This window comes from Bradyrhizobium sp. NP1 (genome assembly GCF_030378205.1).
Taxonomy (GTDB): Bacteria; Pseudomonadota; Alphaproteobacteria; order Rhizobiales; family Xanthobacteraceae; genus Bradyrhizobium.
The window spans coordinates 6,121,280-6,133,548 of the sequence record NZ_CP127385.1 but is presented as its reverse complement, the minus strand read 5'-3'; the positions used below and the strand labels follow the sequence as shown (position 1 = coordinate 6,133,548).

The following is a 12,269-nucleotide window of genomic DNA, read 5'->3' as shown; positions in this document are numbered from 1 at the left end:
CGGGCGGCTCGCAACCGCCCGGCTGGCGTAGGGGACACGCATGCTGTTGCGCATTCTCGACCGGCTGGAGGAGATCATCATCGCGTCCCTGATGGGCGCCGCGACCGTGATCACCTTCATCGCCGTGGCCCACCGTTTCCTGGTGGACGTGCCGTTGCTCTATCCGATCCTGTTCCAGATCAACCTCGCCTGGTCGCAGGAACTGTGCATCTACATGTTCATCTGGATGGCCAAGTTCGGCGCGGCCTACGGCGTGCGCACCGGCATCCATGTCGGCGTCGACGTCCTGATCAACCGCCTCAACGACCGCTGGCGCAAGGCTACCATCCTGTTCGGGCTCGCGGGTGGCGCGCTGTTCACCGCGATCGTCGGCACCATGGGCGCCAAGTTCGTGATCGAGCTGATGCACACCGACCAGGTGTCGCCCGACCTCGAACTGCCGAGCTGGCTGGTCTATGCCTGCATTCCGCTCGGCTCCTATCTGATGTGCTTCCGCTTTTTGCAGGTGATGTGGGCCTACTTCTGGACCGACGAGCTGCCGCATCATGATGCCACGCATGTCGAGGGCATCGAAACAAGCAAGAACGCGCCGATCGCGCTCGGAGAAGCGTGATGAGTGCGGCCCTGATCTTCGGCCTCTTGTTTGCCCTGATGCTGACGGGCATGCCGATCTCGATCTCGCTCGGCCTGACCGTGCTCACCTTCCTGTTCACGATGACGGAAGTGCCTATCGAGAGCGTCGGCCTGAAGCTGTTTTCCGGCCTCGACAATTTCGGGATCATGGCGATCCCGTTCTTCATCCTCGCCGGCACCTTCCTGACCCGGGGCGGGGTGGCGCGGCGCATGATCGCGTTCACCACCTCGCTGGTCGGCCATCTGCCGGGCGGCCTCGGGCTCGCCGGCGTCGCGGCCTGCGCGATGTTCGCCGCGATCTCGGGCTCGAGCGTCGCGACCGTGGTCGCGATCGGCTCGATCATGATGCCGGCGATGGTGGAGTACGGCTATCCCAAGCGTTTCGGCGTCGGCGTGATTTCGACGTCGGGCGCGCTCGGCATCCTGGTGCCGCCCTCGATCATCCTGGTGCTCTACGGCGTCTCCACCAACACCTCGATCGGGGCGCTGTTCATGGCGGGCATCGTGCCCGGCATCATCCTCGCGCTGATGCTCGCCGCCGTGACCTGGTTCGTGGCCTGGCGCAACGGCTATCCGCGGATGAAGCGGGCGACCATCGGCCAGCAGTTCAAGGCGTTTCGCGAAAGCCTGTGGGGCCTGCTGCTGATCGGCATCGTGCTGGGCGGCATCTATGGCGGCGTCTTCACGCCGACGGAAGCGGCCGCAGTCGCCGCGGTCTATGCGTTCTGCATCACCGTCTTCATCTACAAGGAGCTGAAGCTTACCGACGTGCCGAAGGTGCTGCTGCAGGCGGCGAGCATGAGCTCGATGCTGCTCTACATCATCACCAACGCGGTGCTGTTCTCGTTCCTGATGACGCATGAACAGATCCCGCAGACCATGGCGGCCTGGATCATCGACAAGAATTTCTCGATCTGGATGTTCCTTCTGGTCGTCAACGTCATCCTGCTGCTCGCCGGCAACGTGATGGACCCGTCATCGATCCTGCTGATCATGGCGCCGATCCTCTATCCGCTCGCGACCAAGCTCGGCGTGCACCCGGTGCATCTCGGCATCCTCATGATCGTCAATACCGAGGTCGGGCTGTGCCATCCGCCTGTCGGCCTCAATCTCTACATCGCCTCGAGTATCGCCAAGATGGGGATCAGCGAGATCACCATCGCGGTGCTGCCGTGGCTGTGCGCCATGCTGGTGTTCCTCGGCATGATCACCTATGTGCCGGAAATCTCGCTGTGGCTGCCGCGGCTGCTCGGCATGATCTGAATATTCGATGAACGACGCGGCATTACATTTCGGTAAGAGGGCGCGCCCTGTCCAAACTGTAAGTTGAGAGCGTCCTGGTGTGCGTCCATCATCGGCCGACCTTTTCCGACGGAGGTTCGTATGAGGAAATTCACCATCGCCGCCATTGCCGCCCTGGCCATTGCCGGCTCGACCGCGGTCTATGCCCAGCACCGGCCCTGGTTCCACCATCACCACTTCAGCGCGGAGGACCGGGCAGCCTTCGTCGACGCGCGGATCGCCGCGGTCCATGCCGGTCTGAAGCTGAACGCCGATCAGGAGAAATTGTGGCCGCCGGTCGAAGGCGCGGTGCGGGATTTCGCCAAGCTGCGGCTCGACCGGGCCAATGCCCGGATGAAGGCCACCGATGACGCCCAGGACCAGAAGGCGGAGGATCCGGTGGCGCGGCTGCGCCAGCGCGCCGACGACATGACGGCTTCCGCCGCGGCGATGCGCAAGATCGCGGACGCCGCCGACCCCCTGTACAAGACGCTGGACGAGGGCCAGAAGCGGCGGCTTTCGATGCTCACCCGCGGCCGGTTCGGTGGTGAAGGCTGGCGGCACCGCTGGATGGAGCGCGGCGGCTGGGACCGCGGCGATGGCGAGAAAGACGGCGGCCGCGGCGAGCGGCTCTGACCGCGCCGGGCGCGAGGTCCGTAACCCCCTGGAAAAGCCGCCGGAAACCCCGGCGGCTTTACCGTTGCGCGGGGAGCCGGAAGCATGGGAAAACTGGTCCCGCTTTGCTGGACATCGCGGGATCGCTTTGCTAAACGACCGGCTCTTGCAAAGGCCCTTCCGGCACAGTTCCGGGCGCATAGCTCAGTTGGTAGAGCAGCTGACTCTTAATCAGCGGGTCCCAGGTTCGAGCCCTGGTGCGCCCACCAAGCTTTTCAAGCACTTACAACGCTAAGTCTCAGAACGGACCTTTCGGTTTGACGTCCGGTTTGAGAATTTTGTTCGTCGTCTGTGCGCCTTCTTCCCGATTGGCGGGATGGCTGCGCGTTACCACAGCGGCTAGCTCATTCCCGGCGGCGTGGAGCATTCTCCCACGCAGAAGCCTTGGCGACCGAGGACGCCTTCACCTGGAATCGATCCACATCCCAAACTCATTGGGGTTCCTACCCGTATACCTGGCCCAACTTCTTGATCGCTGACTCCGCGAGTTCGAGGCGGCCACCAAGGTAGTGTGCGTCCAGGATCTCCTCCACCGTCTTCATCGAATGGCCGGTGATCGAGGCGATCTCCGGAACTGAGCAATTCGACAGCGCCAGACGCGTGACAGCAGTGCCGCGCAGATCATGGAAGTGCAGGTCCTTAAGCGACGTTTTCCTGAACGCCTTGTCCCAGCTGGTCCTGAAACCATCTTCCGTCCATGGCCGGCCGAACGAGTTTACCAGGATGGTCACAGCCGAGCGCTTCTCCTTCAAACCAGCATCAAGCGCCGCTTTCAGTGGCGGGCCCACCGGAATGGTTACGCGGCGCCGGCCTTTGCCGCTGTGTCCCTTCGACTGACGCATGCGAATGTACGTACCATCGTAGTCGGTCCAGGTTAACCGAAGCAGGTCTCCCTGGCGCTGGCCTGTCCATAGCGCAAGCAGGAGAGCGGCCTGCAACTCGACGGACGCCACATCGCAGAAAGCGCGTATGTCCTCGGCGGTCCATACGACCTCCGACCGATCAGGTTCGTAAAGCCGGCCACCGCGCTCGCAGACGTTCACAGCGATCTTACCGCGATCCTTCGCAACCGACAGAACGCGCGCGATCGTTGTCCAGACGTAGTCCGCTTTGCGCGGCGTATCGGAGCGAGGTGACGCCAACCCGCATTCGACAGTCGGCGGATTTCACTAGCCAGCCGGCAGGGCTCGAACTTGCAACCAGACCATTATGAGCGGCTGAATATCGACCAGTATCGTTGATTTTGCTGCGTTTGGTTTGAATTTGATCGCGTTCGTCGCGTTCTGTTGAGGTCGTTTCTGGTGCGAAACTGGTGCGGTCAACATTCAAGGTTCGGCTTCCTGACGTTGGCGACTTCCGCTTTCCGAGCGGGTGTTCCGCCGCAAAAAAGAGCCCGGAGTTCGCTTTGAACCCCGGGCAGTCTAGGGAGGAAACGCCTGTGGCGTTGCTGCCATTCACCGGCTGGGAGGCCGGCCCGCTGACAGCACGGCGGATTCCGAACTGGTTCAATTCGTCTGAATGACGCTATTTTTGCGCCGCTTTGGCAAAGCCTAAAAAAAACTCGTCTGCTAACTTCTTCGCGGTCCCACTGATTAATCGCTGCCCGAGTTGGGCAAGCTTGCCTCCGATCTGCGCCTCCACGCTATACGTTAGCAAGGTGCCACCATCGTCTTCCGCGAGAGTAACGGTTGCTCCGCCCTTGGCGAAACCCGCAACGCCTCCTTCGCCTTGACCGACGATTTTGCATCCGCTCGGTGGATCCAGATCTTCTAGGCTCACCTTACCCTTGAACCGCGCCGCGACCGGCCCAACTTTGATTTTTGCAACAGCCTGAAAGGTCGAATCGTCGATCTTTTCCAATGCCTCACAACCGGGAATGCAAACCTTGAGAATGTCTGGGTCGAATAGCATTTTCCAAAGCAGATCGCGTGATGCATTGAGTTTGACTTCGCCACTTAATACCATCGTCGTCGGTCGTCCCAAGGTTTGCGAAGCTTCGTAATATGCCCCTTCGACAGCGATCGAGGATCGACGGGCAGAAGTCCAACAGCCTGTCGCGCTCGTTCGTTGCACGAACAATCTCTTAAAGCTTGATGCGAAGCAGGGCAGCCTCATGCGATGCAGGTTGGGTCTGATAAGGCCATGCGGGAGAGACTGACGCCTCACTGAGCGTCAGCGCCGACGGAGCAACCACCCCGGAAACTCTCAGGCACAAGGACCGTTTGGCTTGACGATCTGGAGAGAGGCGCTTCCACGCGTCCACCGAAGGGGACATCCGCGCCTCGCAGCGCGGTCAAGCTCTCAGGTACCGCGACAGATGGGGTCATCGATCGGCAATCCCGATCTCTTCCATCTTTCTGCGGGAGCATTGCATGGCACATGTAGCAGTCATCGGCGCCGGAGTTACGGGCGTTACATCCGCCTATGCCCTTCTTGAGAAGGGGCACTCCGTCACGGTATTCGAACGAGAACGTTATGCGGCGATGGAGACATCATTTGCGAACGGTGGGCAACTTTCGACCAGCAACGCGGAGGTGTGGAACCATCCTTCGACGTTGCTGAAAGGCATCAAATGGCTTTTCAGGAAGGACGCGCCGCTGCTCGTCAATCTCAAGCCCAGCTGGCACAAATACTCCTGGCTCGGCGAGTTCATTGCCCAGATTCCGCGCTATCGCCGCAATACGATCTCAACGGTCCGGCTGGCGCTCGAAGCCCGCCGCACACTGTTTGCGATTGCAGAGAGAGAGAATCTTGAGTTCGATCTGGAAAAGCGCGGCATTCTGCACGTCTATTGGAGTCGCACCGGCTTCGAGCATGCAAAAAGGGTCAATGGGCTACTTGGCGAAGGTGGTCTCGAACGTCACCCCGTCACGGCGGAGGAGATCAGGGGTCTCGAACCGACATTGCATGGCGACTTCTATGGCGGATTCTTCACGCCTTCCGATGCAACCGGCGACATTCACAAATTCACGCGCGGCCTTGCCGCAGTCTGTGCGCGCCGAGGAGCCCATTTCTTTTATGAATCGTCGATCCAGCACGTCAGCGTGTCGGAAGCCGGCGTGCGCCTGCAATGGTTGACGGCTCAAGGCAAAACGGAGGAGATCGCCACCGACGCAGTCGTGGTTTGCGCAGGCGTGGCGAGCAGGCGGCTTGCGGCTACATTGGGCGATCGGATCAATATCTACCCCGTGAAGGGCTATTCGATCACGGTGAACCTCGACGACGCCAAGAGCCGGGATGCTGCACCATGGGTCAGTCTGCTCGACGACGATGCAAAGATCGTAACCAGTCGGCTCGGCTCCGGCCGCTTCCGTGTCGCCGGAACAGCGGAGTTTAATGGCTTCAATCGCGATATTCGCGCCGACCGGGTACGTCCTCTCGTGGACTGGACCCGCAAGCTGTTTCCAGACGTATCAACAGCGCGAGTGGTTCCGTGGTCCGGACTGCGTCCGATGACGCCAAGCATGCTGCCGCGCGTTGGTGCGGGGCGAAGGCCGGGTGTCTTTTACAACACCGGCCATGGCCACCTGGGCTGGACGCTCTCTGCGGCAACCGCTGGCATGATTGCGGACGCGGTTGAAGTTGGTTTGCGTGGGCGGTGATAAGCTTGCCGGTCGTTGGATACGGCGACCGGCACAGCCGTCACGGTAGAAATCCGAGAACCACCGGATTGTATTCTGTCGGGCATTCCGTTTGGACGTGATGTCCCGCGCTCGCGACGAGGTGGAGTCGGGCGTCGGCGAATTGATTGACCATCGTGAGGGGGACGTCGACGCTGCCGAACGCATCGTGCAGGCCGTGGATGATGAGGGTTCGTGCCTTCACATTGCGAAATTCCTCGAACAGGCTCTCAGGCTGGCCTCGCTTGACAGGTTGAGACAGAAAGTCACGCACGTTCGGTGTGATGCTCGTCTCGTATCGGAGCTTGACGTTCAGGTCCGTGATTCTGTCCGGGTTGTGGAATTCCAACTCAGCCAGCAGAAATCGCATCTGCTCCGGCGTCGGACCGTTCTCGCCGGAATAGTATCGCTGCAGCGCCAGCTTGCCACGGCTCGTTGAAGCCGGAGCGATAAGACTGCCGAGAACAGGCCGCGAGCCGGTGATGACGAGATGATCGACGCGTGACGGCGCCATTGCTGCCACCTTGATGGCCATGGCCCCGCCATAGGACTGATTGACGAGATGGGCCCGTTCGATCTTGAGCGCATCCATGAACTTCAAAAACTTTTCGGCGTACCAGGAATGCACGGGGCCGCTGATCTGCACGGCCTCCGAGGCGCCGAAACCTGGCAGGTCATAGAAGTAGCAGCTATACCGGCTCGAAAGCGCACGAGCGTTGTAAAGAAAGTTGTTCCAGCTCGTTGCGCCTGGGCCACCGCCATGAGTCAGGATGATGGGAATGCCCGATGGTCCTGAGCATTCGACCAGGTTGTAGTGGACCCGGCTGCCGTCAATCGTCACGTATCTGCTGGTCCCCGCGTCATCGAGCGGCGCCATGTCATCTGTTGCGATCACTGGCACGTCTCCTCGAACGGACGCATGCAGGTGTCGATCGCTGAGCGGATGATCACGTTGACCAGGCGTTGGGCATCATCGACATGGAAGCGGTTCATCGGCATTGTGTCCTGCGGATCGGAAGGACGCGCGCGGGGTGGAACGCCGAGGCGAGCCGTCGGAATACCCCACTTGCGGATTGCCGAAGCATCCGTGTAGCCGCTGAAGTTCTGAGGATCCTGGTGAGGGCGCTGCTCGATAGCCTCCCAGGCGCGGATCATCGATTGCACGATCCAGTTTTCCTTTGGTGTGGCCGCGCCAGGCATGGCCAGAACCAGTTCGAGTTCAGTGTCGATGTCGGGATGGTCGCGCCTGATCTTGTTCAGGCATTCCTGAAGCTCTCGTTGCACCTGCGCCGGCGACAGCTCCGGAGGCGGTCGTAGGTCGACCAGAAGCTCGACACGCCCCGTCGAGGTGATCGGCGCATAAGAGCTTCCGCTGTTTATGGAGGCCAGCCCGCCCTGTGGGACAATGGTCCCTCGGGCATGCCTCTTTGTGTACGTCTTGAACCATGCCTCTAGTGCATCGATGACGCGGGGAAGCTTTGGAATTGGGTTCGGATAGTCCGCGACCGCGTGACGCGTGCCGACATATGAGATGCCGCCCTTGACGATAATTTTGAAGATGCAGATCCCGACTTCCTCCCATGACACCGACCAGCGCGGCTTGCAGAAGATGCAGTAATCGGGACGGACGCCGCGTTGCAGCATGAACAGGGCGCCAAGACCGTGTCCGATGAAGTGATTGGACCAGCCGGGCCGCGATAGCGCCGGCATGCCGCCGGCGCCCAGCCCGACCGTGATGTCGCCCCGCAATTCGATCCCAGCCTTCGCGATGCTGACGGCCGCCATAACCGCACAGGCAGCGTACCCCTTGGGATTTTCCGCGCAGAGCCCGCTGATCTCATCCCCGTTCCAGACCGCTTGGGGCTGGAGAATTTGAGGATAGGGGACCGCAATCCATCGGTTCTCGTCCTCGCCGTAGCCGATATGCGTGTCGATGCCGCCGTAAATCAGCAGGGACGGTCCATCCTTGATCTTTGACGCAAGACGTCCGAGCGCGTTGGCTTGCGAATCTGAGATGTCCTGCACCTCACCCTTCAGTCCATGAGAGCTCATGAATTCGGCGAGGAAAGTGGCCAGCTGCTTCTCTTCGCCGGTCGGACTGGGGATGCTGACCATCCTGTCGATCAGGCTCTTGAATGTGTCCCGATCGAACGCCGCCTGTGCGCTTCTGACTCTTTCTTCAAACCAGTCGACGTGTTTTTCAGCACTCATTGAAGTCCTCGCAAGGCGTGGATTTGATAGCGATGTATTATCACGGTACGGAAGAATACGGGCCTATCGGGCCTGGTCCGCTCAATTCTGAACGGTGTTCGAGGTGCGAACGATGCTATCGATCGTCTTGTGGTTCCCCAAGCCGTGGGGAAGCATTTGCGGCTACGGCTATCAAAACAGCCTGCGCCATTCTTCGCGGAGACATCAAGGTGGATAGGGCTGATTCCGTACAGATCAAATGCATCGTCAACGGCCAAGCCGTCGAAGCAAACGTCGAACCGCGAATGCTGCTGGCGGATTTCCTTCGGCACGAGATGCGGCTGACGGGAACGCATGTCGGTTGCGAAATCGGTGTATGCGGCGCCTGCACGGTCATCGTGGATGACGAGGCCGTGCGCTCGTGCCTGATGTTTGCTGCCCAGATCGATGGGCGGGAGGTGCGGACTGTCGAGAGCCTGGCGAAGAATCACGAACTGACGCCATTGCAATTGGCGTTTAGCCGGTGTCATGCGCTGCAGTGCGGCTTCTGTACGCCAGGCGTTTTGATGACGCTTACGGCGGCTCTGGAAAAGGAGATTTGGCCTGCTGATGCCGAGGAGGCAAGGGAGCTGCTGTCCGGAAATCTTTGTCGTTGCACGGGTTACCAGGGAATCGTCGACGCCATTCTGGAGTTGAGGCCTTGAAGCCGTCGCCCTTCAGGTATGTGCGTCCGTCCACGCTCGGGGAGGCCCTCGAACTTCTCCATTACCATGGTGACGAAGCCCGGCCCTTAGCGGGAGGACAAAGTCTGGTCCCGATGATGAACTTGCGGATGGCGCGACCATCGATGCTGGTCGATCTGAACGTCGTTCCGGAACTTTCGGGAATCGCGCTTCAGTCGGACTTCTTGCGCGTGGGGGCGATGACGCGGCAGGCCGTCATACTGGACGATGCGCAGGTCAGGCAGCACGCCCCACTCGTAGTTGTCGCTCTGAAGCATGTCGGTCATTTCCAGACGCGCAGCCGTGGAACGATAGGCGGAAGCCTGGCGCACGCTGATCCCTCGGCAGAGCTGGCCCTGGCAATGGTCACGCTAAACGCGCGGCTGCGGCTCCAGAGCGTCAACGGCGAGAGAGTGATCGAGGCACACGAGTTCTTCATTGACGCGATGACGACGGCGATCGGGGCCGGCGAGATCATCACCGAGATCATGATTCCGAGATCCCCGCCAGACGCCAAAGTTGTCTTTCGCGAATATGCGAGGCGTGAAGGCGATTTCGCGATCGTGAGCACGGCCGTTCAACGGTCCGCAGGTGAGTCCAGCCTGTTGGTGGCCGTCGGTGGCGTAGCGTCTGTTCCTTTCTTCTGCAGTGAACTGAGTCGCCGCTTCTCGAGATCCGGCTTTGACACAGCGATAGCCACCGATCTGGCTCGTGCCGAGCTGGAGCGAATAGAACCGATGTCGGACCTCAACGCCGACGGCGCATATCGGCGTCACGTCGCGTCGATCTTTCTGCTCGAATCCCTGCGCGAGGTCTTTGCGTGATGTACGAGAACAACAAGGCGCGACTTTTACGAGCAGAAGACTATTCGCTCCTGACCGGCCGCGGGTCGTTTGTCGACGATATTCACATGGACCGAATGGCTCAGGCCGTCTTCGTGCGCAGTCCGATCGCGCACGCGCGCATCAAATCAATCGACACCGAACCAGCGCAGAAGGCTGGAGCAATCCTGATCCTGACGGCCAAGGATCTTCCCTTTATCGAAAAGAGACTGGCTGCGCGGTACTGGCACCCGAGCATACGCAAGGTATTGCCGACCTTCCTCGCCGTGGACGTGGTTCGCTACGTCGGAGAGGCAGTTGCTCTTGTCGTGGCAGAAGATCGGTATCGGGCCGAGGATTTGGCGGAACTGATAGAGGTGGATTACGAGCCGATGGAGGCTGTTGCCAAGGCCGGGCAGGGCGTCTCCCCAGGATCGGAGCCGTTACATTCGGAGTGGCCCGGGAACGTGGCAGCGCAGTTCCGGCACAGCATTGGCGACGCTGATGTTGCGCTTGGCCGCTCGGCGCGACGAATGGAGCGTCGTTTCTATTTCCATCGGCAAGGGGGGATGCCGCTGGAGACGCGCGGTTGCGTCGCCAATTACGACCATGCGCAGGAAGCCTTGACGATCTGGACGTCCACCCAAACGCACTATGCCGTGCGCGCGAATCTCGCGGAAATCCTCCAGCTCCCCGAACAGAGCGTGCGGGTCAGAGCGGAAAGCGTTGGCGGCGGTTTCGGCGCCAAGTCGCGGCCGTATCACGAGGAGGTGCTGATCTCGTACGCCAGCCGTTTGATCGGCCGTCCGGTGAAATGGATCGAGGATCGGCTTGAGCACATGCAAGCGACGACGCAGTCGCGCGGGATCGAGACTGCGCTGGAGCTTGGTTACGACGATTCCGGAAGGGTCGAGGCGCTACGGGGTCGGCTCGTCGTCGACATAGGCGCCTACGTGTTCACCAGTGGCATTATCACGGCGGAGGTCGCCGCGGCACATTGCTGCGGCCCTTACAAGATCCCGAACGTTGCCGTAGACGTGTTCTGCGTCGGAACCAACAAGACGCCGCTTGCCACCTGTCGTGGCGCAGGGCAGCCCGAGGCGACCTTTCCCTTGGAGTGCTTGTTGGATCTCATAGCTGCTGACGTTGGAATCTCCGCGGCCGAAATCCGCGATCGGAACATCGTTCGTCCGCAGGATATGCCCTACGACCCGTCGATCAGCTATGGGGGATCGAAGGGCATATTCGAAAGCGGCGACTTTCCTGCCATGATTCAAAGGGCCATGCTGACGAGCGGCTACCACGAGAAGGTCGAGCAGGGGCCTCGTGGAGAGCGCATCGCCTGGGGTATGGCCTGCGGGCTCGAAGCCACCGGTCTGATCAATTTTGAAACGGCAAGAGTGCGCGTGGACGGTTCCGGTGTCGTGCACGTTGACTGCGGCTTGACGTCGCAAGGTCAGGGGCAGGTGACGGCACTACGTGACATCTGTGCGGAGACGCTCGGCGTCAGCCCGCGATATGTGGTCGTGAGGTTGGGCGATACCGATCTGCTCGGCTTTGGCAGAGGCACGTTCGCGAGCCGCGGCGCCGTGATGGGCGGGAACGCCGTCGCCGGGGCGGCAGCCAAGGTGCGGAGAAAAATTTTGGCCGGAGCTGCCCAGCTCCTCCAATGCGTCCCCGAAATGCTGAACATAAGCGACGGCCTGGTTGTGCGTGCCGACGGAACGGCAACGGCACTCTCGCTGCGGGACATAGCCCAGGCCTGCCAGCCGAACGGTCTGCTCTTTTCAGGAGATGTCGCCGCGCTCGAAGATACATACGTGTTCGACAACAAGAACACGGTTACGATGGCACTCTCGGTTCACGCTGCAAAGGTCGCCGTGGACGAGAGAACCGGCGGCTGCTCAGTCGTGGATTATGTCGTCGTTCATGACGCCGGCCGCATGCTCGTTCCCAAAGTCGTGGAAGGCCAGATCGTGGGCGGCGCTGCCGAAGGAATCGGCTGCACGCTGTTCTCAGAATTTGTTCATGACGAAGAGGGGCAGCTCTTGACCGGTTCACTCGCCGATTACCTGCTCATCTCTGCGCCGGAAACACCTGAAATTCGGATTGATCACCTCGAAACGAAGGCAACGACAAATCCGCTGGGGATCCGTGGAGTAGGAGAGGGAGGAACCATCGCTGCGCCGCCGGCGATCGTGAATGCGGTCAGGCGCGCCATAGGGCCAAGGGAAGTCGAGCTCCAGGAACAATTGTTTCGGTTGCCGCTGAGGCCCGACAATGTCCTGCGGGCCTTGGGTCAATTTCAGGATTCGTGAGCTAAGACA

Annotated in this window: 11 protein-coding genes, 1 tRNA gene and 1 riboswitch; of the genes, 8 read left to right on the top strand and 4 right to left on the bottom strand. The window is 60.6% G+C overall.

What is annotated here, in order from left to right:
- Nucleotides 1-40 precede the first annotated feature (40 nt).
- From QOU61_RS29745 to QOU61_RS29730, 4 genes are all read left to right on the top strand, one after another.
- The gene (locus QOU61_RS29745; protein WP_289654767.1) at nt 41-613 is read left to right on the top strand and encodes a TRAP transporter small permease; all 573 of its coding nucleotides are present in this window, start codon (nt 41-43) and stop codon (nt 611-613) included.
- A complete protein-coding gene (locus tag QOU61_RS29740) occupies nt 613-1,896 on the top strand; it encodes a TRAP transporter large permease (protein ID WP_289654766.1) in 1,284 nt (427 codons plus the stop codon). Before QOU61_RS29745 ends, QOU61_RS29740 begins: the two co-directional genes overlap by 1 nt.
- Nucleotides 1,897-2,016: 120 nt before the next feature.
- Nucleotides 2,017-2,550 (top strand): Spy/CpxP family protein refolding chaperone, encoded by a 534-nt coding sequence (locus tag QOU61_RS29735; RefSeq protein WP_289654765.1) that lies wholly within the window; start codon nt 2,017-2,019, stop codon nt 2,548-2,550.
- 172 nt (nt 2,551-2,722) lie between these two features.
- Nucleotides 2,723-2,798, top strand: a tRNA-Lys gene (locus tag QOU61_RS29730).
- A 234-nt stretch (nt 2,799-3,032) separates the two neighbouring features.
- Here the strand turns inward: QOU61_RS29730 and QOU61_RS29725 are convergent.
- The gene (locus QOU61_RS29725) at nt 3,033-3,731 is read right to left on the bottom strand and encodes a tyrosine-type recombinase/integrase (protein WP_289654764.1); all 699 of its coding nucleotides are present in this window, start codon (nt 3,729-3,731) and stop codon (nt 3,033-3,035) included.
- A 382-nt stretch (nt 3,732-4,113) separates the two neighbouring features.
- Nucleotides 4,114-4,554 (bottom strand): SRPBCC family protein, encoded by a 441-nt coding sequence (locus QOU61_RS29720; RefSeq protein WP_289661848.1) that lies wholly within the window; start codon nt 4,552-4,554, stop codon nt 4,114-4,116.
- 170 nt (nt 4,555-4,724) lie between these two features.
- Nucleotides 4,725-4,820: riboswitch (glycine riboswitch) on the top strand.
- A gap of 141 nt (nt 4,821-4,961) precedes the next feature.
- Between QOU61_RS29720 and QOU61_RS29715 the strand changes: the two genes are divergently transcribed.
- On the top strand, nt 4,962-6,191 hold the full coding sequence (locus QOU61_RS29715) for a D-amino acid dehydrogenase (RefSeq protein WP_289654763.1): 1,230 nt from the start codon (nt 4,962-4,964) through the stop codon (nt 6,189-6,191).
- A 40-nt stretch (nt 6,192-6,231) separates the two neighbouring features.
- On the opposite strand, the gene QOU61_RS29710 is transcribed toward QOU61_RS29715, so the two are convergent.
- Both QOU61_RS29710 and QOU61_RS29705 read right to left on the bottom strand, forming a co-directional pair.
- Nucleotides 6,232-7,104 carry an alpha/beta fold hydrolase gene (locus tag QOU61_RS29710; RefSeq protein WP_289654762.1) on the bottom strand — a complete coding sequence of 291 codons (873 nt, stop codon included), beginning with the start codon at nt 7,102-7,104 and terminating at the stop codon, nt 6,232-6,234.
- Nucleotides 7,101-8,420, bottom strand: a complete 1,320-nt coding sequence (locus QOU61_RS29705; RefSeq protein ID WP_289654761.1) for a M20 family metallopeptidase — start codon at nt 8,418-8,420, stop codon at nt 7,101-7,103. The genes QOU61_RS29710 and QOU61_RS29705 overlap by 4 nt, the downstream gene beginning before the upstream one ends.
- A gap of 209 nt (nt 8,421-8,629) precedes the next feature.
- Here QOU61_RS29705 and QOU61_RS29700 point away from each other — a divergent pair, with 209 nt between their 5' ends.
- Genes QOU61_RS29700 through QOU61_RS29690 form a run of 3 tightly spaced genes read left to right on the top strand, consistent with a single transcriptional unit; the run spans nt 8,630 to nt 12,260 of the window.
- Nucleotides 8,630-9,103: a (2Fe-2S)-binding protein gene (locus tag QOU61_RS29700; protein WP_502876834.1), complete on the top strand. Its 474-nt coding sequence runs from the start codon at nt 8,630-8,632 to the stop codon at nt 9,101-9,103.
- A gap of 20 nt (nt 9,104-9,123) precedes the next feature.
- Nucleotides 9,124-9,945: an FAD binding domain-containing protein gene (locus QOU61_RS29695; protein WP_289661842.1), complete on the top strand. Its 822-nt coding sequence runs from the start codon at nt 9,124-9,126 to the stop codon at nt 9,943-9,945.
- Nucleotides 9,945-12,260 carry a xanthine dehydrogenase family protein molybdopterin-binding subunit gene (locus tag QOU61_RS29690; protein ID WP_289654760.1) on the top strand — a complete coding sequence of 772 codons (2,316 nt, stop codon included), beginning with the start codon at nt 9,945-9,947 and terminating at the stop codon, nt 12,258-12,260. The genes QOU61_RS29695 and QOU61_RS29690 overlap by 1 nt, the downstream gene beginning before the upstream one ends.
- The last annotated feature ends 9 nt before the right edge of the window (nt 12,261-12,269 follow it).